Annotated in this window: 20 protein-coding genes; 3 read left to right on the forward strand and 17 right to left on the reverse strand. The window is 69.0% G+C overall.

Translation table 11 applies throughout. The features are described from left to right. From SD37_RS21640 to SD37_RS21715, 16 genes are all read right to left on the reverse strand, one after another. Positions 1-981 (reverse strand): ABC transporter permease, encoded by a 981-nt coding sequence (locus tag SD37_RS21640; RefSeq protein WP_044856437.1) that lies wholly within the window; start codon positions 979-981, stop codon positions 1-3. Then, positions 981-2,579 (reverse strand): ABC transporter substrate-binding protein, encoded by a 1,599-nt coding sequence (locus SD37_RS21645; RefSeq protein WP_044856438.1) that lies wholly within the window; start codon positions 2,577-2,579, stop codon positions 981-983. The genes SD37_RS21640 and SD37_RS21645 overlap by 1 nt, the downstream gene beginning before the upstream one ends. Positions 2,580-2,588: 9 nt before the next feature. Further along, positions 2,589-3,491 carry a serine hydrolase gene (locus SD37_RS21650; protein WP_044856439.1) on the reverse strand — a complete coding sequence of 301 codons (903 nt, stop codon included), beginning with the start codon at positions 3,489-3,491 and terminating at the stop codon, positions 2,589-2,591. Then, complete coding sequence (locus tag SD37_RS21655; RefSeq protein ID WP_044856440.1) at positions 3,488-4,873, reverse strand: serine hydrolase domain-containing protein; 1,386 nt, start codon at positions 4,871-4,873, stop codon at positions 3,488-3,490. The genes SD37_RS21650 and SD37_RS21655 overlap by 4 nt, the downstream gene beginning before the upstream one ends. Before the next feature lie 124 nt (positions 4,874-4,997). Then, positions 4,998-5,909, reverse strand: a complete 912-nt coding sequence (locus SD37_RS21660; RefSeq protein ID WP_044856441.1) for a serine hydrolase — start codon at positions 5,907-5,909, stop codon at positions 4,998-5,000. Positions 5,910-5,968: 59 nt separating this feature from the next. Further along, the gene (locus SD37_RS21665) at positions 5,969-7,234 is read right to left on the reverse strand and encodes an MFS transporter (RefSeq protein ID WP_044856523.1); all 1,266 of its coding nucleotides are present in this window, start codon (positions 7,232-7,234) and stop codon (positions 5,969-5,971) included. A gap of 151 nt (positions 7,235-7,385) precedes the next feature. Beyond that, the gene (locus SD37_RS21670) at positions 7,386-9,059 is read right to left on the reverse strand and encodes a PucR family transcriptional regulator (RefSeq protein ID WP_065912918.1); all 1,674 of its coding nucleotides are present in this window, start codon (positions 9,057-9,059) and stop codon (positions 7,386-7,388) included. A gap of 76 nt (positions 9,060-9,135) precedes the next feature. Further along, the gene (gene menC / locus SD37_RS21675) at positions 9,136-10,242 is read right to left on the reverse strand and encodes an o-succinylbenzoate synthase (RefSeq protein WP_065912919.1); all 1,107 of its coding nucleotides are present in this window, start codon (positions 10,240-10,242) and stop codon (positions 9,136-9,138) included. After that, on the reverse strand, positions 10,239-11,123 hold the full coding sequence (locus SD37_RS21680; protein ID WP_044856524.1) for a hypothetical protein: 885 nt from the start codon (positions 11,121-11,123) through the stop codon (positions 10,239-10,241). The genes menC and SD37_RS21680 overlap by 4 nt, the downstream gene beginning before the upstream one ends. Before the next feature lie 31 nt (positions 11,124-11,154). Beyond that, positions 11,155-12,297, reverse strand: a complete 1,143-nt coding sequence (locus SD37_RS21685; RefSeq protein WP_044856444.1) for a M20 family metallopeptidase — start codon at positions 12,295-12,297, stop codon at positions 11,155-11,157. After that, complete coding sequence (locus tag SD37_RS21690; protein ID WP_044856445.1) at positions 12,294-13,769, reverse strand: amidohydrolase family protein; 1,476 nt, start codon at positions 13,767-13,769, stop codon at positions 12,294-12,296. The genes SD37_RS21685 and SD37_RS21690 overlap by 4 nt, the downstream gene beginning before the upstream one ends. Before the next feature lie 176 nt (positions 13,770-13,945). After that, a complete protein-coding gene (locus SD37_RS21695) occupies positions 13,946-15,283 on the reverse strand; it encodes a GH1 family beta-glucosidase (RefSeq protein ID WP_044856446.1) in 1,338 nt (445 codons plus the stop codon). A gap of 30 nt (positions 15,284-15,313) precedes the next feature. Continuing rightward, the gene (locus SD37_RS21700) at positions 15,314-16,153 is read right to left on the reverse strand and encodes a carbohydrate ABC transporter permease (RefSeq protein ID WP_044856447.1); all 840 of its coding nucleotides are present in this window, start codon (positions 16,151-16,153) and stop codon (positions 15,314-15,316) included. Beyond that, the gene (locus SD37_RS21705; protein WP_044856448.1) at positions 16,146-17,102 is read right to left on the reverse strand and encodes a carbohydrate ABC transporter permease; all 957 of its coding nucleotides are present in this window, start codon (positions 17,100-17,102) and stop codon (positions 16,146-16,148) included. The genes SD37_RS21700 and SD37_RS21705 overlap by 8 nt, the downstream gene beginning before the upstream one ends. After that, positions 17,102-18,415: an ABC transporter substrate-binding protein gene (locus tag SD37_RS21710; protein WP_044856449.1), complete on the reverse strand. Its 1,314-nt coding sequence runs from the start codon at positions 18,413-18,415 to the stop codon at positions 17,102-17,104. Before SD37_RS21710 ends, SD37_RS21705 begins: the two co-directional genes overlap by 1 nt. A 100-nt stretch (positions 18,416-18,515) precedes the next feature. Continuing rightward, entirely contained in the window at positions 18,516-19,187 is a 672-nt protein-coding gene (locus SD37_RS21715; RefSeq protein WP_044856450.1) for a GntR family transcriptional regulator, read from the reverse strand. Positions 19,188-19,298: 111 nt separating this feature from the next. On the opposite strand from SD37_RS21715, the gene SD37_RS21720 reads away from it, so the two are divergent. Beyond that, entirely contained in the window at positions 19,299-19,730 is a 432-nt protein-coding gene (locus SD37_RS21720) for a VOC family protein (protein WP_037311574.1), read from the forward strand. Positions 19,731-20,234: 504 nt separating this feature from the next. After that, the gene (locus tag SD37_RS21725; protein WP_044856451.1) at positions 20,235-20,714 is read left to right on the forward strand and encodes a cupin domain-containing protein; all 480 of its coding nucleotides are present in this window, start codon (positions 20,235-20,237) and stop codon (positions 20,712-20,714) included. Between the two features lie 3 nt (positions 20,715-20,717). On the opposite strand, the gene SD37_RS21730 is transcribed toward SD37_RS21725, so the two are convergent. Beyond that, entirely contained in the window at positions 20,718-21,125 is a 408-nt protein-coding gene (locus SD37_RS21730; protein WP_065912920.1) for a RidA family protein, read from the reverse strand. Between the two features lie 101 nt (positions 21,126-21,226). Between SD37_RS21730 and SD37_RS21735 the strand changes: the two genes are divergently transcribed. Then, positions 21,227-21,619, forward strand: a complete 393-nt coding sequence (locus tag SD37_RS21735) for a winged helix-turn-helix transcriptional regulator (protein ID WP_037311565.1) — start codon at positions 21,227-21,229, stop codon at positions 21,617-21,619. The last annotated feature ends 59 nt before the right edge of the window (positions 21,620-21,678 follow it).

Here is a 21,678-nt window from a genome sequence, read left to right on the forward strand (position 1 = left end):
TCAGCTCTCCCGGATCGTCGAACGCGGATCGAGGACGGCTAGCAGCACGTCCACCGTCAGATTCACCAGCAGCACCCCGATGCCGTAGACCAGCACGATCCCCTGCACCAGCGGATAGTCCTTCTGCAGGATCGACTGCGCGATGGTCGAGCCGAGACCGGGCCAGGCGAACACGTTCTCCACCAGCACCGTCCCGGCGACCATCCCGGTCAGCATCAGCCCGCCCATCGTCAGCGTCGCGGTCAGCGCGTTCGGCAGCGCGTGCCGGAGGTAGACCAGCCGGGCAGGCAACCGTTTCGCCCGTGCGGTGCGGATGAAGTCGTTGCCCAGCACGGAAAGCGTCTCCACCCGGACGATGCGGGCGAGGACCGAGGCCGGGCCGAGCGCCAGCGCGATGACCGGGAGTACGAGCGAACCGGCACCTTCGCTCCCGGCCACCGGGAACCAGCCGAGCCGGACCGCGAAGAACGCGACCAGCGCGACCGCCACGAGGAATTCGGGAATGGCCGCCAGCAGCACGGTCGTCGAGGTGAAGGCCAGCTCACCGCCCCGGCGGCGGCCACCCCGGGTCAGCACGGCGAACAGCACGCCCAGCGGGAGCGCCACGGCGATGACCACCGCGAAGGCGGGCAACGCCAGCTGCAGGGTGGCGGGCAGCCGGTCGCCGATCACCTCGGCGACCGGCTGCCCACTGGTCATCGACGTCCCGAAGTCGCCGGTGAACAGTCCGCCGAAGTAGTGGACGTACTGCAGCCACAGTGGATCGTCGAGGCCGAGGGCCGCCCGGCGCGCGTTCACCAGTTCGACCGGCGCGGTCAGGCCGAGCGCCGCCCGGACCGGATCGCCGGGGATCAGCTGGATCATCAGGAACGCCGTGGTGACCAAGACCCACAGCGAGACCGCGAACCGGCCGAGCCGACGGACCGCGAACGAGAGCCAGGGACCGCCGCGCAGCCCCGTCGGGGCGAGCACGGCCGTCATCAGCTGTACATCCGGATGGACGACGGCTCGATCGAACCGAAGTTGATCACGAACCGCGCGTTGCTCCCGAAGGTCGGGATGACCGAGTTGACGTACGGCACCACGTCCAGCCGCTCGATGAGCGCCGACTCGGCGGCGAGCCAGGTCGCGCAGCCGGAATCGCCCGCCATCTGTGCCGCCTGGGCGGCCTGCGCCGTGTAGCGCTCGTTCTCGATATGCGCGAAGTTCGTGCCGGTGGGCGGTTTCGGCCCGGAGACGAACGTGACGGCCTGGCTCGGCAGCAGCAGCGTGACCGGGGCCAGCGAGATGTCCCAGTCCCCGGTGCCGAAGAGCGCCTGGCTGGTGCCGGGGCTGTCGAGGCCCTTCAGCGTGATCTCCGCGCCGATCGCCTTCCAGGACTGCTGCATCAGTTCGGCGGAAGGTGCCATCGTCGGGCCCACCTGGGTGCCGTAGATGGTGGTGAGCGCGAGCCGCTTGCCGTCCTTGACCCGCACGCCGTCCGCGCCCGGCGTCCAGCCCGCCTTGTCGAGGGCGGCCTTGGCGGCGGCGACGTCGAACGCCGGCAGCTTGCCTGTCACCGAATCACCGGCGCACGGCCTGGGTTCGGTGGTGACCATTCCCTGGCTGGGCGCCCCGGAGCCGCTGGTGAGCACCTTGCCGATCTGGGCGAGGTCGAGGGCCTGGACCAAGGCGCGGCGGACGGCCTGATCGGCACCCGCCCGGCCCGGCGCCTGGTTGAAGAAGATCTCGCCCATCGGCACGACCTGGTCGGAGTGGAACAGCTTCTGGGCACGCAGCCGTTGCTGGTCCTGGCCGGTGATCCGGGAGGCGTTGAGTTCGCCGGACAGCAACAGGTTCGCCGCGGTCGTGGTGTTCGGGATGACCCGGTAGACCACCTTCTCCGGCAGGCCCGGCTGCTCGCGCTGCCACTCGCCCGGTCCCCACGCGTAGTCCTTGCGCCGGGTGAGGGTGTAGTGGTCGTTCGGCACGGCCTCGGTCATCGTGAACATGCCGGTGCCGTAGCGCCCCTTGGCGAGCGCCGCCCGGTCGGTCACGCCCTTGCCGCACACGATCGGCAGGCCGCCGATGTTGCGGAGCAGGAACGCGTCCGGCGCCCCGCTCGTGAGCGTGATCGTCCGCGCCGCGTCGTCCGCGGTCGCCTTGGTCCCCGGCGCGACCGCCAGCCCGGACATCGGGGACTTGTTGGCGGGGTCGCCGACGAAGTTGATGTTCGCGGCGACGTCGCCCGCGGTCAGTGGGGCGCCGTCGTCACAGGTGATGCCGTTCCGCAGGGTGAAGGAGGCCGTGGTCGTGGTGGCCTCCCATTTCTCCGCGAGACCCGCGATCGGCTTGCCCTTCTCGTCGAGATTGATCAGGCTGTCGTAAAGGAAACGGCCCATTTCGAGGGCGACCGCGAGCACCGTCATCGCCGGGTCCAGCGCTCCGGGGTCGGTGCCGATCGCCATGGTGAAGGTCTTGCCTTCGACCGGTTTCTGATTCGCGGTCCGGTCTTCACCGGATTGCGACGTCCCCCCGCACGCGCTCACGGTCAAGGCCACCACGCTCGCGATCGCGGCGGTGAGCCGGGCTTTCTTCATGGGGTTCTCCTACGGGGTCAAGGTCTGCGCGCGAAGGTGTTCGACGGCGAGGCGGGCGGCCTCGCCGATGGCGGAATCGACCGCGGGCAGGCGATCGGCGAGGGATTCGGCGCGGGTGAACACCGCGACGGCGTAGCGGCGACCGTCCACATGGGTCACCACCCCCGCTTCGTTACGGACCGAGGGCAGCGTGCCGGTCTTCGCCGCGATCGCCACTTCCCCGGGGAAGCCGGACGAGATCCGATGCGGCCAGATCTGCTGGGCCATGATCGTCCGCACCCGTTCGCAGGCGGCCGGGTCGCCCGCCCGGTCGGTCCAGATGGCGTCGAGCAGCGTGGTGATCTCGCGCGGGGTCGACGAGGTCGTGCGTTCCGGGTCGACCACCGCGAGCTTCCACTGCTGTTCCTCGGTGGCCGCGGCGAAAACGGCTTCCAGATCGTCGTCCGGTTTCGCGCCGAGGTCGGCGATCACCGAGGCGAACAGGTCCTCGCAGCAGCCGATCAAGCGGGTCCTGACCAGGCCGAGGTCGGCGAGCACCTGGTCGATCTTGTCCTGGCCGAGCCGGTGGTAGATCAGGTCGGTCGCGGCGTTGTCGCTCATGGTCAGCATGAAATGCGCCAGGTCGCGCCAGCTCATTTCGACGTCGTCGGCGCAACCGGCGGTCCCGACCCCGCCGATCCGGTACCGCGCGGTGACGCGGGTCCGCTCGGTCTCGTCGAGCCTGCCCGCGGCGACCTCGCGGGCGAAGGCGACCGCCACCGGGATCTTGAACACCGAGGCCAGCACGACCGGATCGTCCGCACTGACGCCGACCTCGGGGCCTCCCGCGACGCCGACCTCACGCGCGTGCACGAAACCGCGGGCACCCGCGTTCGCGAAGACGGCCTCGATCTCGGCGCCGATTCCGGTCACCTGCGCACCCGCCGGTCCGCGCGTCCCGTGTGGACGAACAGCGCCCGTCCGTTGCCGTCGTCACCGACGAAGGCGTGCGGCATGTGCAGGCCCAGCTGTCCGCTTTCGGCGACGAGGGTGTCGCCGTGGTACCCCAGCAGCCTGTTCTTCTCCGGCTTGCCGAGATCGGCGAACGCCCCCTTCGGCGTGCGTTCCAGCCACAGGCCACCGTCCTCGTCCTGGCTGACCACGATGTCCGAGACCTGCGAGGAGTACTCGCCAACGAACCGGGACGGGTCGGCGGGCGCCTCCGCGGCGTTGGGTTCGGGCAGCGGAGGGACTGCGACCCCGGCCAGGTCGCCGAGGACCTTCCGGAAGATGTCGAGGTAGAGGTGCAGCGGCTTGCCGCCGTTGGTCAGCAGCGCGACCGCGACATTGCTGCCCGGCACCACGCGGAGGAACGCCGACTGGCCGATGGTGCCGCCGTCGTGGCCGATCACCGGGCCGCCGTCCCAGTCGAAGATCATCCAGCCGAGGCCCCACGCGCCGCCCATCAGGCCGAGGTAGGGCAGTTCGACCTGCCGCTCCCACATGGCGCGGGCCGTTTCGGGCTTGAGCACCTGCGTCCCGTCGTCGGCCCGGCCCTCGTTCAGGTGCATGCGCACGAAGGTGAGCAGGTCACGCGGGCGCATCGCGAGGTGCGAGCCGGCGGGGACGTTCGAGCGGGTCAACGCCCAGACGGGCGCGGGGACGGGGTCGGCGTCCGGCGTCGGCTGGACGTGGCCGATCGCGGCGCGGTACCGGATGGCGTCGTACGGGCCCGTGGCCGCGTGGGTCAGCCCGAGCGGCGCGAACAGGTGGTCGCGCAGGCAGTCGTCGTAGGATTTGCCGCGCAGCACCTCGATGATCCGCCCGAGCACGCAGTAGCCGGCGTTGTTGTAGGAGAACATCTCCCCCGGGCCGAACAGCTGGGGCACGTCGGAAAGCGTCGCCACGAGCTTCGCGACGCAGTCGTCGCCCTGCCCGGTGTCGGTGAAGATGTCGCCCTCGAAGCCGGACGTGTGACAGGTCAGCTGCCGCACGGTGATCCGGGAAGCGGCATCGTCGTCGGAGAGGACGAACTCGGGAAGGTACTCGCGGACAGGCTTGTCGAGCTCCAGCGCGCCTTCGTCGACGAGCTGCATCGCCAGCGTGGTCGTCCACACCTTGGTGATCGAGCCGATCTGGAACACCGAGTCCACTGTGGACTCGACCTCGGTGCCGGTGTTCAGCAGACCTGCCGCGTGGTCGATCACCTCGCCGTTCGCGAACACCGCGACGGCCGCGCCGGGCACCTGGTGCTTCGCCAGGAGGCCTGGAAGGTTTTCCGCGAGCCAGGTATCGATTTCGGAAAGTTTCGACATGCGCACCTCTTGTCCGTGGAAAGGGTGGGGGTCCGGCGGTTCCCGGAATGCTAGGACGGTGACGGGCGTCACCGGTTCGTGCGGAACGACGAGAGCGGCGGGAAAATTCATCCGGGCGGACGAATCATTCGGCGGCCGCCTCGGAAAGCCTGAGCCATTCCACCGCCCGCGCGGCGGCGAAGCCGATGAACGCGTCCCGTTCCGGCACCCTCGACCGCCCGTCGACGGCGTCGGTGAAAATCCCTACCGCGTAACGGCCCCCATCCGGGTACTCGACGACACCGACCTCGTTGCGCACCGTCGGCAGGGTCCCGGTCTTGCCGCTGACGCGGATCCCGTCGTCCGGGAACCCCGACCGCAGCCGATGCGGCCACACCTGGAGTTCCAGCCAGCGCCGGACGTCCGCGCACGCCGTGGGCGACGCCGCTTCGTCACGCCAGATCAGGCCGAGCAGCCGGGTGATCTCCTCGGCCGTCGTGGCGCAGGTCTGCGCCGGTTGCAGCGCGCGCAACGCGGTGAGCTTTTCCAACGGAAGCTCCGTCAGCAGCCTTTCGTCGTCCTCGTAAGAAATTCCGAGGTCCTCACCGATGCTGCTGAGAGTTTCACCGCAGTCCTGCGACACGGTGGTGTGCTCGAAACCGAGTCGCCGCAAGGTTTCTCCGGTCGCTTCTTTCCCGACGCGGTCGAGAATCAGGTCCGTGGCGACGTTGTCACTGATCCCGATCATCAGGATCGCGAGATCGTGCCAGGACATCGTCACCTCGTGCCGGAAGGTCGCCAGGCCGTACGGGCTCGGCGTGGGATGCCCCGGCGGGACCGTGACCGGCTCGCCGAGATCGAGCACCCCTTCGGCGGCCTGCTTCGCCAGCTCCAGCGCAACGGGCACCTTGAACACCGACGCCGTGACGACCGGCGTGTGCTCGTCGATGCCGATCCGTCGCGTGCCGTCGATTTCGGCCGCGTGCAACCGGACCCGGACACCGACCTCCTTGGCGCGGGCGTTGATCGTTTCGATGACTTCGGACGCGGTGGGCATGGAACTCCTGTCTGCTGAGTCTCGTGAGTGGTGATGACGGTTGGAACCGCCATCACCACTCACGAGGTCTTCGGGCTCGCCGGGGAGAAGGTGAACTGCGCGGGCGTCTGCGGTACCCAGAACGCCATCACGGCGGTGATCAGCGTGGTGCCGATGAGGAAGCCGAACGCGGCGGTGTAGGAGAAGGTGTCGGCGAGCCAGCCCATCGCCACCGGGGCGACCGCGCCCGCCACCTGGCCGCCGAAGTTCATCACGCCCATGCCGATCCCGGTGACCGCGGTCGGGAGGACCCGCAGCGGAAGGCCGAAGACGGCCATCGTCGCCATCCCGAACACCGCGAGGGCGAGCGTTTCGTAGAGGGTGAACTCCGCCGTGCTGTCCGCGTTGACCATCAGCGTCAGCAGCACCACGGTCACCAGCGCGATCGAGCCGAGGTACCAACGGCCGTGGTCGTGGAAGTACCGGTCGAACAGCCAGCCGCCGAGGATGGTCGTACCGATGCTGACGAGCATCGGGATCGCGGCCAGCACGCCGGTCTGGCCGAGCGTCAGGCCCCTCGACTCCAGCAGGTAGCTGGGCACCCAGGTGATCATCCCGTAATTGAGCATGTTCGTGACGCAGAACAGCAGGGTGAACTTCCAGATCACCGGGGACTTCAGCACCTGCTTGCGGGAGACCTCGGGGGTTTTCGCGTCGGCACGGGGAAGGCTGCTGAGCGACTCCGGCAGTGCCTTCGGCAGGATCGCCCAGACCACGACGCCGATGATCGCGCCGATCCCCGCCATCCAGAAGAACGTGTGGCGCCAGCCGAGGGCCATCAGCAACGGCCCGACGATCAGCGGCGCGAGTCCCGCGCCGATCCCGCCCGCGGACAGCATCACGCCGGTGACCGTCGCCCGGTTGCCCGGAGTCGTCCGTTCCGCGATGGCCTTGAACGACGCGGCCGGGAAAAGTCCTTGGCATACGCCGAAAAGGCCGCGGACGACGAGCAGCATCCCGAAGGTGCCCGCCATCCCGGTCATCGCGGTGAACGCCGACCAGAGCAGCAGGGTCACCAGCATCGGACCGCGCGAGCCGTACCGGTCGGCGAGGAAGCCCGCCGGAATCTGGCAGACCATGTAGACCAGGGCGAACACGGTCACGAGCCAGCCCTGCTGGGTTTTGCTGAGCTCGAACTCGGCGCCGATCATCGGCAGCGCCATCCCGATGGAGAACCGGTCGATGTAGTCGACCGACCAGGCGAACACCATCACCACCATGGTGATGACCGCCGTCCGGTTGATCCGCCGCGCTGTCCAGGTGTCCTCTTTGACCACTGCCACCATGACGCCTCCGCCGAAAACGTTGGGAGAGAAGAAGAACGGCGCGGCCGTGGCGCCGATCACTCATTTTGAACAGCGGGTGCCGGGCAGAGTTCGTGCGTTCACACGAACATCCGGCGGTCTTTCCGGCCGGGATGACCAACCCGGCCGGCGGTCAGGACTCTTCGGCGGTGGGCGGCCCGGTCCGCGCGTCGCGGGGCAGCAGCCGTAGTTGCAGCATGGCGGCGAACCGCTCCCCCGAGTCGTCGAGGTCGATCTCGCCGACTTCGGCGAGCCGCCGCAGCCGGTAACGGAAGGTGTTCGGGTGGACGTAGGCCGCGGCGGACGCGGCACCGATGTCCCCGAAGGCGTCCAGCCAGCAGCGCAGGGTGTGCACCAGCTGGGACTGATGCCGGTCGTCGTAGGCGAGCAACCGCGCGACGGGTCCCGTCGCGACGTCGCCCCTGGCCGCGGCGAGATCGGCCAGTTCCAGCATGAGCGCGTCGACGTGGACGTCCTCCGCGGTCGCGACCCGTTTCGGCCCGCCGTTGGTGAGCAGCACACGCAACGCCCGGTCGGCGCCGTCGCGCGAGGAACGCAGGCCGGACCCGTCGAGCGCGAGCGGGCCGATGCCGATCGCGGCCGCCGCCCGGCGCCCGGTGCGCTCCAGGAAGGTCGACGCGACCCGCAGCGAGCGCTCCTGCCAGTCGGCGTGCCCGCCCGGCATCGGGACGATGCCGTAGGCGACGTCACCGACGAGGGCGACGGCCGACCGCGGCTGGACGGCGCTGAGGTGCATGGCCAGCGCGTCGGCGACGCGCTGGCGGTCCGCGACCAGGCGGAGATCGTCGTCGGGCTCGGGCGCGCCGAGCAGGCCCATCGCGAGCACGATCGACGGCTGGCCCAGCAGACCGAGCCGGGCGATGGCCTCCGGGGCGCCCGCGCCCCCTTCGAGCGCCGTGCTCACCAGATCCGCGCGCAGCCGTCGCTCGACGTCGGCACCGGCACGCAGCCGGAGCATGTGCAGCGCGACGAGTTTGGCGGCGTCGATCAGCGCCTGGGTCCGTTCCTCGCTGAGCGGCTTCCGGACCGCCGCCCAGATCGACCCGAGGACCTCGTCGCCGGCGCGGACCGCGAGCGCCACGCGGGGGATCACGATCTCGTGCGCGTCGTACCGCTGCGGGTCGACGTACACCGGCGTGTGGTCGCGGTACAACTTCTCGAAGATGCCGTCCCGTTCCAGGTTGCGGGTGAACCGCTCCGGCACCTGGCGGCCGAGGATCGTCTCCACCCGGGACGGGTCCGCCTCGTCCTGACGCCCGGAGAACGCGAGGACCCGGGAGTTGCGGTCCTCGATGGTCACCGGCGCGTCGAGCAGCGCGGCGATCGCGTTGGCCAGCGCGAACAGATCACCCGACGGCATTCCGCCGAGCGTCTGCGGCGACACGTCACCGACGTCCCCTTCGGCGAGCAACGTCCTGAGCATCGCGGCGAGCTGGGCCCACGAAGCGCCGCTCGCCAGGCCGAGGAGGGCGACCCCGGACGAATCCGCGGCGCGCCGGAGTTCCGGCGTCGGGGTGACGGGAGACCGGACGACGAGCGCCGCCGCGCCTCTCGCACCCACGTCGTGCAAGAGGCGGACGACCTCGTCGTGCACCCGCACCCCGACGCCGAGCACGACGGCGGAGGCGGGAAATTCCGACTCGTCGTGCGGATCGTGGATCACCACCCCGCCGAGCTGCTTGCGGGTGGTCCGGCCGAGGACGACCGGTTCCAGGAGCACGTCCCCGAGGTCTTCGAGGACGCGCCCCAAACTCGTGTGCGGCTTACTGGGCACCGGTGTCAGCACCCCCCGAAGTTAAACCCGGCCTGACCGAACCGAGTGGTTCGATCCGACCAAATCTAACCCCGGAATTCGTGGTTGGCTACGAACCGATCCACGCTTTCGCCTTCGTGACCTCGTCCAGCAGGCCGGGAATCGGAGTCACACCGAGCCCCGGGCCGGTCGGCACCGGCAGCTGCCCGGACTGGAGCACGAACGGTTCGGTGATGTCCGTGCGGTAGAACCGGCCGGACGCCGAGGTGTCGCCGGGGAGGGTGAAGCCCGGCAGCGAGGCGAGCGCGACGTTGGCCGCCCGGCCCAGTCCGGTCTCGATCATCCCGCCGCACCACACCGCGACCCCGTGTGCCGCGCAGACGTCGTGCACCCGGCGGGCTTCGAGGTAGCCACCGACGCGGCCCGGTTTGATGTTGACGATCTGGCAGGCCCCGAGCTTGATCGCGTCGGCGGCGGCCCTGGCGGACACGATCGACTCGTCGAGGCAGATCGGTGTCCGGATCCGCCGCGCCAGCTCGGCGTGCCCGAGGACGTCCTCCTCTTCGAGCGGCTGCTCGATCAGCAGGAGGTCGAACGGGTCCAGCCTGGCCAGCAGCGGTGCGTCGCCGAGGGTGTACGCGGTGTTCGCGTCGACCTGGAGCAGCACGTCGTCGCCGAAGCGCTCCCGCACCCGCCGGACCGGCTCGACGTCCCAGCCGGGCTCGATCTTCAGCTTGATCCGGACGTCCCCCTCGTCGAGGTCCCCGCCGACGACGTCGAGCAGCTGCGGGATCGAGTCCATGATGCCGACCGAGACCCCACAGGCCACGAAGTCGCGAGTGGACCCGAGCTCGGCGGCGAAGGACCGGTCGTGCGCCCGGAGTTCGGCGTCGAGGACGGCCATCTCCAGCGCGGCCTTCGCCATCCGGTGTCCCTTGTACTTCGCCAGCAACGGCGTCACCTTGTGCGCGGTGAGGTCACCGGCCCGCAGCAGCTCCGGGATGAGGTGGTTCCGGAGCACGTGCTCGGCCGCGTCGTTGTACTCCGACGAGTAGAGCGGCGCCTCCATCGCGACGCATTCGCCCCAGCCCTCGCCCGACGGCGTCACCGCCCGGACGAGCAGGAGTTCCCGTTCGGCCTGCGTCCCGAACGACGTCCGGAACGGGGCCACGAGCGGCATCCGGACCCGGCGCAGTTCCACACCGCTGAGTTTCACGACTGCTCCTTCGAGATCACGTACCAGCCGGCACGATCGAAACCGGTGACGTGGGCGTTGTCCGCCATCAGTCCACCGAGGACTTCACGCAGGGCGACCCGCCACGCGTTGCCGCGACCGGGATCGGTGCGGCGTAACCGTTCGACGTCGGACGGGACGCCGACGAGCACGGTCGGGGTGTCGGCGCGCCCGATGAGCGGGCCGCCGTCGGCGTCGACCGAAAGCGCCTTCGCCGCGTCCAGCGCTCCCGCGTCGATCAGGACAGGTTCACCGAAGGCGGCGGCCCGGACGGCGGGGCTCGTCAGATCCCAGCCGACCATCAGCCGGTCGGTGTCACCCGAGCCGTTGATGCTGTCCTCCATCGGACCGTAGAAGTCGGGCAGGTACCCGATCGGATGCGCGCCGAGCTTCCCCAGGTTGAAATAGGCGTTGCGGCGCACCAGCGGGTCGAAGGTCCAGGTGATCATGGAGACTTCCTGGTGCAGTGCCCAGCCGCGTTGATGCAGTTTCAGCGCGTGACCGATCCCCCGGCCCGCGCCGGCGTGGGCGACCCCGGCGATATGGCTGTGCAGGCTCGCCTTCCCCGGGTTCCCGAAGAAACCGAAACAGGCCCCCAGCAGCTCGCCGTTTTCGAACGCGCCCGCGACGTAGTTCCCGGCCGTGGACATCGCCCGGAGCAGTTCCGTGCTCACCGGCCGCGCGCCGGGCGCGGACTTCCAGATCGACTCGAACAGGTCGACCACCGCGGCCAGTTCGGCGATTTCGGTGAGTTCGCGGATTTCGACGCCCGAAGCCACGGCCGCGGCCCGCGCGGCGGCGACGGCCTCGTCGCGCACCTCCGCGGAGGCCAGGCTTTCCGTATTCGTCGCAAGATTCGTCACGGGACAATCCTTTCCCGGCGCGATGGCCGAGTCACCGTCGTGCCGTACCAGATTCGCCCGCGCGATTCGTCGCACCGGACGGAGTCCGCTTCGCGAGGACGTTCTCCACGAGCGCGGCCAGCAGAGCGGTGCGCCGCGGCAGTTCCGCGACGACGACGTGTTCGTGATCCGCGTGTGCCCCGCCGCCCACCGCGCCGAGGCCGTCGAGGGTGGGGATCCCCATCCCGGCGGTGTAGTTGCCGTCCGAGGCACCGCCGACCGAAGCGGCGGTCAGCTCACCGAGACCGAGTTCGGCCGCCAGTTCACTGGCCAGGTCGAACAATCCCGCCGACGAGCCCTCCTCCAGCGGCGGCCGGTTGATGCCACCGGTGACACGGACCGAGGCGTCCGCCAGAATCGGGACGAGGGCCTTCATGGCCCGATCGACACGGAGTTGCTCGGCCTCGTTCCACACGCGGACGTCGACCGCGACACTCGCGGCGGCGGGAACGGTGTTGACCGTCGTTCCCGCCGAGACGACGGTGGGGGTCACGCTCGTGCCCGCCACCGGATCGGCGAGCGCGGCCACCGCGAGGATCTGGTGCGCGATCTCGATCCCCGCGTTGACCCCCTTCTCGGGTTCGAGCCCGGCGTGCGCGGCTCGTCCGGTCACCTCGACCCGGTAGTGGGAAACGCCTTTGCGGCGGCATTTCAGCGCGCCGCCGTCGGCCGAAGCCTCCAGGACGAACACCGCGTCGCAGCCCGCCGCGGTCTCCTCGATCAGCGCACGGGACGACGGCGAACCGATCTCCTCGTCGCCGGTGACCAGAATGGACAGTCCGTCGCGATCGGGGACGGCCGCGGCGGCGTGCAGCGCCATCACCACCCCGGCCTTCATGTCGAAGCAGCCGGGTCCGCGCAACACGCCGTCCCGCACGGAGAACGGATGCGTCTCCAGCGATCCGTGCGGCCACACCGTGTCGTGATGCCCGAGGAGCAGCACCCGGGAGGGCACGTCACCGAAGCGCCAGCGCAGATGGGTGACCCCGTCGACGACGATCCGTTCCGGATCCGTCCACAGCAGTTTCCGGCCCAGTCCCGCCACGACCTCGGCACTGCGGGCCACCGCCTCGTGATCCGACGACGGGGACTCACAGCGGACGAGCGTCTCGATGTCGTCGAGCAGTTCGCTCATCGCGGTTCACCGCGCAGCGGCTTGCCGGGGAACGCGTCGGTCCGCAGGTTTCCGTCGGTGACAACGGGAACGCCCGAAACGAACAGGTGCCGGACACCGACCGAGGGCCGCGTCGAGTCGAAATAGGTGGCCGCGTCGGTGATGGTGTCCGGGTCGAGGACGACGATGTCGGCATCCGCCCCGACGCCGAGCCTGCCCTTGGTCCGCGCCCCGGGAGCGACCTCGTCCAGGACCCGCGCGGGAAGGTAGGAGCAGCGCCGGAACGCCTCCAGCCAGGTCCAGGACTTGCTCTCGCGCACCATCAGCCGCAGCGTCTTGGCGTACGTCCCGGCCGTGCGCGGATGGGTCGCGCCACCGGGCGGCAGCGGCCATTCGGTGCTCTCGCTGGTGCCGTCGTTCCAGTACACGGGCAGGGCGTCGCTGGCGACGATGGCGTCGGGGAACGCGAGCGCCTGGCGCAGCAGCGCGAGATCACGCGGGTTGCCCTCGTCGAGGAACTCCAGGATGCACGGCGCGCCCGGCTCCTCGGCGCGCACCTGGAGCAGGCGGCCCTCGTCGGCGATCCGCTCACCGGTCTCCAGCATGATCACGCTGGACGGCGAGAGGCCCTTCATCTTCAGCCGCTCCGGAGAAAGGAAGGCCGCGCCGATCCCCGTACTGCCCGCGCCGTACGGGTAGGCCTCCACGGTCACCCGCGAACCGGCCGAACGGCTCGCTTCCAGCGCGGCGAGCACGCGGTCGATCTGATGTCCGGAAGTGCTGTTGACGTGGCAGTGGTGCATGGCCGCGCCGGTCTCGGCCGCGACGATCGCGATCTCCTCCGACCCGTCCACGGGCGTCGCCGGATCCACTTCGACCAGTTCCCGGACGTGCGTGTAGGTCGGTGCCCCGGCCTCCTTGGCGAGGCGCGCGAGAGCCATGAACTCGGCCGGGTCCGTCAGGGGCGCGTAACCGAGCAGGACACCGACGCCGAGCGCGCCCGCGGCCAGCTCACCCTCCACAAGGGACAGCCAGGCCGCCAGTTCCTTCGGCGACGAAGACCGTTGCCAGGACAGGTTCCCGAGCACCGCGAGCGCGCTGTCGATGTTGGCGTCGGGCTCGATCCCGGCGAGCACCTGCGCCCTCGCGGAACCCCACGACGCGGAGAAACCGTAGTGCAGCGGACGTCCGGCCGCGGCGGCGTCGGCGTAGGCGCGCTCGATCGGCATCAGCCCGGCTTCGAGGTCGAGCGCGGTCGTGACGCCGTCCATCGCCTGCAGCCGCTGGCCCGCGATGGTGTGCACGTGACTGTGCAGATCGATGAAACCGGGGCCGACGACGAGCCCGGAGACGTCGATCTCCGTGTCTCCCGCTTCCGACGGCAGACCCTCCCCCACGGCGGTGACCACGCCGTCCGTCACCAGCACGTCGGCCGTACCGTCGAAACCCGTCGCCGGGTCGATGACACGACCGCCACGCAAGAGTGTCCGCATGCTTCGCCTCCTAGGATCGCCTCGTTCTTTGGCGACCCTAGGAGGTTTCGCGGAGCGTCCGTTCGTAGCGAGCGACGAATCCGGGTCACCGGATCCATCCGCCCGCACGAACGCGGCCGGCTTTCTCTCGTGAGTGGTAATGACGGTTCTAACCGTCATTACCACTCACGAGGCGTTCAGCGGGTCCGGTGCCCGGCGATGATCTCGGCGTAGCGGTGGCCGCTCGCCTTCACCGTGCGGACCTGGGTGTCGTAATCGACCCGGACGAGCCCGAACCGTTTGCTCAGCCCGCTGTCCCATTCGAAGTTGTCGAGCAGCGACCAGGCGAAGTACCCCTTCACCGGCGCTCCCGCTTCGGCCGCCCCGGCCACGGCGCCCAGATGTTCCTCCAGGTAGGCGACGCGGTCGGCGTCGTCGATCGAGCCGTCCTCGGCGACCTTGTCGTCGAAGGCGGCCCCGCTTTCGGTGACGTAGATGGCGCGGGCGCCGTACTCGTTCGCGAGGCGGTGGATCAGATCCGCCAGTCCCTGACCGTGGATCTCCCAGCCCATCGCGGTGGTGGCGGCGCCCTCGACCGGCACCTGCCGGGCGCGGGGCGCGGGACCGTCCGGATCGTTCTCGACGATCTGGCGGAAGTAGTAGTTCAGCCCGTGGTAGCCGACCGGGGCCGAGATCACGTCGAGGTCGTCCCCGGCCACGGGCGGCTCGACGCCGTAGACCTCGATCATGTCCGCGGGATAACCGCGCCCGTTCGACGGGTCGAGCCACCAGCGGTTGACGTGCCCGTCCATCCGGGCCGCCGCCGCGACGTCCTCGGCGGAAGCCGACGCGGGCTCGATCCCGCTGAGGTTGAGCACCAGGCCGACGTTGGCGGGCTCGGCGGCGTTCGCGGTGATCGCCTGCACGCCCAGGCCGTGCGCGAGCAGAAGGTGGTGGGAGGCGTGGATCGCCTGCCTGAGATCCTTGACGCCCGGCGCGAAGCGGCCTTCGAGATAGCCGAGCCAGGCCGAGCACAGCGGCTCGTTGACGGTGTTCCAGTCCTTGACGCGGTCACCCAGCCTGGCCGCGACGACCGCGGCGTACTCGGCGTAGGCGTAGGCCGTGTCACGCTCGGGCCAGCCGCCCTTCGCCTGCAGCGCCGAGGGCAGATCCCAGTGGAACAGCGTGACGAACGGCCTGATCCCCGCTTCGAGCAGCGCGTCGACCAGCCGGTCGTAATGGTCGAGACCGAGCGCGTTGACCTCGCCGCGGCCGGTGGGGATCACCCGCGGCCACGCGACCGAGAAGCGATAGGCGTCCAGGCCCAGCTCCTTCATGATGCCGAGGTCTTCCGGCCAGCGCCGGTAGTGATCGCAAGCGACGTCACCGGTGTCACCGTTCAGGACGGCACCCGGGACCCGGACGAAGTCGTCCCAGATGGACGGGAGACGGCCGTCGACGTCGACGGCGCCTTCGACCTGGTACGCGGCCGTGGCCGCACCCCACAGGAAATCGGCGGGCAGGTGCAGATTCAAGGCAGACCTCTCTGTACGGGGGACGGCGCGTCATTTCACCGCGCCGGCGGTGAGCCCGGCGACGAGATAACGCTGGAGCAGAAGGAATCCGGCGACGACCGGGGCGGAGACGATGAGTGAGGCGGCCATGACCTGGTTCCAGTAGACCTGGACCTGGGTGGAGTACTCCTGAAGCCCGACCGCGAGGGTCCGCGTGCCCGAGTCGGTCATCACCGACGCGAACAGGACCTCACCCCAGGCCGTCATGAACGAATAGATCCCCACCGCCACGATGCCCGGCATGGCGGCCGGGACGACCACCCGGATCAGGGCGCCGATCGGCCCGGTCCCGTCGACCATCGCCGCCTCGTCGAGTTCCTTGGGTATCGAATCGATGTACCCGGCGAGCATCCAGATCGCGAACGGCAGCGAGAAGGTCAGATAGGTGATGATCAGCCCGAGCCGCGAGCCGTACAACACGATACCGGTGGTGTTGCCGATGTTGACGAAGATGAGGAACAGCGGCAGCAGGAAGAGAATGCCGGGGAACATCTGCGTCGACAGCACGGTCATCTTGAAGAAATCCTTGCCCCGGAACCGGAAACGGCTCAGGGCGTAGGCGGCGAAGATCGCGATGAGGACCGAGAGGATCGCCGCCGAGCCGGAGATGACCAGGCTGTTCACGAAGTACTCCGCGAGCGGGATGGTCTCCCAGATGTCGAAGAACGGCTGGACGGTCAGCGTCGTCGGAATCCATTCCCACTTGCCCTGAACGTCCCCGAGCGGTTTCAGCGACGACGAAACCATCGCGTAGAGCGGTATCAGGGTGAACAGGGCGAGGAAACCCAGGACGAAGCGGCGGGCCCACGGGACCCAGCGAGGCTCAGACAACCGCGTTCCTCCTTCGTGAGGTCAGTCCCAGGTAGACGGTGCTGACCACCAAGAGGAACAGCAGCAACAGGACCGACATCGCCGAGCCGAGGCCGAAGTTCCAGGTCACGAAGGAACTCTGGTAGATGTGGATCGAGATCAGCGACGCCTCCTTCGGCGCGGACGCTCCGAAAAGGACATACGGCGTGTTGAAGTCGTTGAAGGTCCACAGGAACAGCACCAGCAGCAGCACCTGGTTGACCGGCCGCAGCATCGGCTGCGTGATCGCGTGGAACTGCCGCCACCAGCCGGCGCCGTCGATCGCCGCCGCCTCGTAGAGTTCGCCGGGGATGTTCTGCAGACCCGCCATCACGATCAGGAACGCGAACGGCCAGTTGCGCCAGACCGAGACGACCACCAGCGACCAGAAGCTGTTGTCCCCGATGAGCCAGAAGGAATCGGTGCCCAGCAGGTCGTTCACCAGGCCGGTGTCCTTCTGGAACATGAAGGACCAGGTGATCACCGCCGCGTACATCGGCAGCGCGTACGGCACCAGGAACAGCGTCCTGAGCACGCCGCGGCCCCGGAAGTCCTTCTGCATCAGCACAGCGGCCGAAGTCCCGAAAAGCCAGCAGAACCCGACCGAGAGGACGGTGTAGACGACGCTGATCCAGAACGAACCGAGCAGTGCCTTACCCGCCGCGGAGTCGAAGTCCAGGACGAACTTGTAGTTGTCCCATCCCGCCGCCGGGGCGGTCGAGAAGTCGCGGAGGGAGAACTGCGTCAGCTTGAAGAAGCTCATCACGAGCCCGGCGACCATCGGGATCAGGTGCACGAGCAGTTCGAGCAGGATCGCGGGAAGCAGCAGCAGATACGGCAGCGCGACCCGGCGGCGCTCGCGACGGCGGCGCCGGGGACCGGGTGCCCCGGCCGCTTTCACGGCCGGGGCGCTGTCGAGAGCGGTCGGCATCAACCACCGGCCGCGATCTGCTGATCCGCCTGGTTCAGCTGGTCCCGGATCTTCGCGTCGTCGACGGGCTTGCCCGCGGCGACGTCGGCGAACATCGCCTTCATCGCGGTGCCGATCAGGGTCTCGAACTGCGATTCCTGCGGCACCTGCGGCATCGGCTCCGCCGAGTTCGCGAGCACGCTCTGGAAGACCTTGACGTCCTCGGTCTGGAACGCCGCGTCGCTGTAGGCGTCCTGGACTGTCGGCAGCGAGCCGTAGGTCTTGTTGAGCAGTGCCTGCTCCGGCGCCGAGACCATGAACTTCACGAAGTCCAGTGCGGCGTCGGGGTTCTTGGTGTTCTTGAACACCGACATGTTGATCCCCGCGACGAAACTGGTCACCTTGCGACCGTTCGGCGGCGCGGCGGCGGGCAGCGGGATCGGTGCGACGCCGAGATCGGCCATGTTCATCCCGATGCTCTTGAACGACCCCGCGGAGGCCTGGTTCATGAACATCGCGGCCTTGCCGTCCGACAGGTCCTTCAGGGACTTGGCGGTGTCGGCGTATTCGGCGTTGGACGGATTGACGATCTTGTCCTTCTGCATCAGGTCGACGAACTGCCGGACGGCCGCGACCGACGGGTCGGACGCCAGCTGCGGCTTCCCCTCGGCGCTGAAGAACCGCGCACCCTGCTGGGCACCGAGGATCGCCGCGTGGTGGCTGTTCTCGGTGACCTGCCCCGCCTGGAGCGACAGCCCCCATTGGCCCTTGTCGGGTTTGGTGAGCTTCTTGCCGTCCTCGACGAGTTCTTCCCAGGTGGCGGGCGGCTTGGCGATGCCGGCCTCGGAGAAGAGCTTCTTGTTGTAGTACAGGCCGTACGCCTGGCCGTAGAGCGGAACGCCGACCGGCGGCTGCCCGGCCGCCCCGGTGGCCGCCAGCGACGGGCCGAGGAAACGCGTCTTGCCGCCGATCTTCTCCAGCGCGGCGTCGTCGAACGGCAGGAACGCCCCGGTCGCCTGGAGCGAGGCCGACCAGGTGTTGCCGATGTTGAGCACGTCCGGGCCCTTGCCGGAGGTGGTCGCCGCGAGGATCCGGTTGAGCAGATCCGTCCACGGGACGACCTCGAGCTTGACCTTGATCCCGGACGCCTTCTCGAACTTGTCGAGTTCGGGCTGCAGGACCGCCTTGTCGTTGTCGAGACTGGTGCCCTGGTTGGACGCCCAGTACACGAGTTCCTTGGGAGCACTGGACGACGTGTCGCCGCCGCCGCACGCCGTGGTGGCGGCGGCCGCCAGCGCCAGCACGAGCGCCGGGGCGATCTTTCCGATTCGCATCGATGGTCCTCGGGGTGAGTGGCCAAGTCGCGTCCGGATGCCTGTGACACGGGACACGCCTTATTTCAGGGCTTGAGTTAAGCCTTGGCCAAGGTCGACGTCAAGACCCGGGAAGCCGCTTCTCGATGAGAATGTCGAAAGCCTGGCCGCGGTGGGCGGCGAACAGGTCGAGCGCCCGTTCCCCGTCCCGCGCCCGCAGCGCCTCCGCCAGCCGCCGGTGCTCGGCCGGAATGCTCGCGAGGTAGCCCTCGGAGTTCACGCCGATCCGGGTCAGCAGGAACAGGTACACCTGCGACCGGATGGCCCGCCACGCCTCGATGAGCCGCCGATGCCCCGAAGCCGCGTAGACCGCGTCGTGGAAGTCGATGTCGCAGCGCACCATCTCGTGCTCGTCACGGGCACGGACCATCCGCTCGACGACCTCGTCGATGGCGGCGAGGTCCGCGTCCGACGCGGAGGCGACCACGAGCTGGACGGCGAGCTGCTCCAGCGCCGACCGGAGGCTGTCGAGTTCGGCGACGTCCACATCGGACAGTGTCGTGACGAGGGCGCCGCGATGCCATTCGCTGCGGACCAGACCTTCGCGCTCCAGCTTGAGCAGCGCTTCGCGCACCGGGCCGCGACTGACGCCCAGCGCCTCCGAGAGTTCGACCTCACGCAACTGCGCTCCCGGCGGGTAGGTGCCGCCGAAGATGGCGTCCCGCACCCGGTCGGCGACCTCGTCCGCCAGCCCACGACGCCGTGCGGGCAGCACCCGGCCGGGTTCGCTCATCGCTCGTCCTCCCTCTGGAACGCCCGATGGTAGCGATGGGATCATCGGGCTCACTTTGTCCTAATGTTAACATTGCGACAAGTGCTCGCCCGCTGGAAGGATTCCCTGGTCATGACCGTCCTCGACTCCCCCATTCCGCGCTTCCACCTCGCCATGCCGGTCGACGATCTGGCCGCCGCGCGCACCTTCTACGGCGACGTCCTCGGCCTGGAACAGGGCCGGAGCTCCGCCACCTGGATCGACTGGAACCTGCACGGCCACCAGTTTGTCACGCATCTCGCCCCGGAACGGCCGCAACGGATCCACAACCCCGTCGACGGCCACGACGTGCCCGTCCCCCACTTCGGCCTGATCCTCACCGTGCCGGCGTTCCAGGCACTCGCCGAACGACTGCGGGCCGCGAAGACGCAGTTCGTCATCGAGCCCTACGTCCGGTTCGAGGGCCAGACCGGCGAACAGTGGACGATGTTCCTCCTGGACCCGGCGGGCAACGCGCTGGAGTTCAAAGCGTTCGCCGACGACTCCCAGGTCTTCGCCGCCTGACCCTTCTAACCCACGCCCGGTCCGTGAAGGCCTCCTTGAGGGACCCGCAGTTGCTTACCCACTGCTCCGGCTCGCACCCCGAGAGCCGCACGCTGTGTGGCAGTGGCTCGCACCGCCTCACGATCCACACGCCACCCCGCAGGTCAGGCGCCGGTCCGTGAAGGCCTCCTTGAGGGACCCAGAGTCCCTCAAGGAGGCCTTCACGGACTCGACGATCGCCACATCCGGCCCACCAGCACCAGCAGTCACCACGGCTCCGCGTGAAGGCCCCCTTCCCTCGGCTGAGCCGAGCGAAGGGGGCCTTCACGGACTCCCGCCGCGAGCTCCACACGCCGGCATCGAGCCGGTCAAGTCTCGTGAGTGGTAATGACGGTTAGAACCGTCATCACCACTCACGAGGTTATCGATCGATACGGTTTCCCGCGTTGATCAAGGCCCGCCGCCGTCGGAAGCTTGTCCTGTCAGCGAGCCCGCTGCACACGGACAACCAAGGAGATCACCACCATGTTCGACCCCATCCTCCTCCGGGCCGCCGACGCCGAGATCGTCAGTGACGCGCCGGGCAGCGACATCACGCTGCTGGCCGATTCGGACACCACCGACGGGGGCTTCACCGCGAACCGCGCGACCCTGAAACAAGGCGTCTTCGGTACCCCGGCCCACTTCCACACCCGCGCGACCGAGTTCTTCTTCGTCCTCGAAGGAAAGCTCCAGGTGCTCGTCGACGAAACGCTGCACACCCTGGAGAAGGGCGACTTCCTCGCCGTCCCGCCGCGGACGCCGCACGCGTTCGGCCCCGCGGCGGACTCCGACGCCGACGTCCTGGTGACCTTCACGCCGGGGATGGGCCGCTTCGACTACTACCGGCTTCTCGAGCGGGTCGCCCGCGGGGAGGCCGACCCCTCGGAGATCGCCGCCTCCTCGGAGCAGTACGACAACCACTACGTCGACAGCCCGATCTGGCGCGCCGCCCGCGCCCGGTGAACGTCAATCGATGACCGCGGTCGCTTCGACCTCGACCAGATGCTCCGGCACGTCGAGGGCCGCGACGCCGATCAGCGTGGCGGGCGGGACCGGGACGCCGCCCAGCGCGGTGGCGGCCCGGTCCACGCCTGCGAGGAACAGCGCGAGTTTGTCCGGGGTCCAGTCGACGACGTAGGCGGTCAGTTTCGCGACGTCGTCGAACGTGGCGCCCGCCGCGGCGAGCGCGGTGCCGAGGTTCAGGTAGCACCGTTCGACCTGAGCGGCGAGGTCCCCCTTCCCGACGGTGGTGCCGTCGGCGTCCCAAGCGACCTGCCCCGCGACGAAGACCAGCTTCGACCCGGTCGCGATCGCAACCTGCCGGTAGGCGGGGATCTCCGGAAGTCCCGCGGGGTTCACCAGGGTGATGGCCATCCTGTCGTACTCCTTGCCGTGGTCACTTGTGGTTACCCAGGAACTGTAGGAGAGTGTGCGACGACCTGGAAGAACGCACTTTTTCGTGACTGGGGAACCTGATGGTGACCAAGCAGCTCAGCGGTACGGCGGACGACGCGGATCTGACCAGGGCGGACTCGCTGGCTCGGGAGATCTTCTCCGACGTCGCCAACAAGTGGGCCCTCCTGATCATCGAGATGATCGGCGACCGCACGCGGCGGTTCACCGAACTGCGGAACGACATCGAGGGCATCAGCCACAAGATGCTCACCCAGAACCTGCGCATGCTGGAGCGCAACGGCCTGGTCGAGCGGACCGTGCATCCCACCGTGCCGCCACGGGTCGACTACACGCTCACCGAAGCGGGACACGGCCTGCGCGCGACGGTCGACGGCATGTGCGACTGGACCCACCGGTTCCTCGGCCACATCGAAGATTCGCGCCGCCGGTTCGACGCGCCTGTTAACGGTTAACGACCTGGTCCGAGCCGTCGCGCGGTGCACTTCCCCGCGTCGCGGATCTATGCTCGTCA

Source organism: Amycolatopsis orientalis (genome assembly GCF_000943515.2).
Lineage (GTDB): Bacteria > Actinomycetota > Actinomycetes > Mycobacteriales > Pseudonocardiaceae > Amycolatopsis > Amycolatopsis orientalis.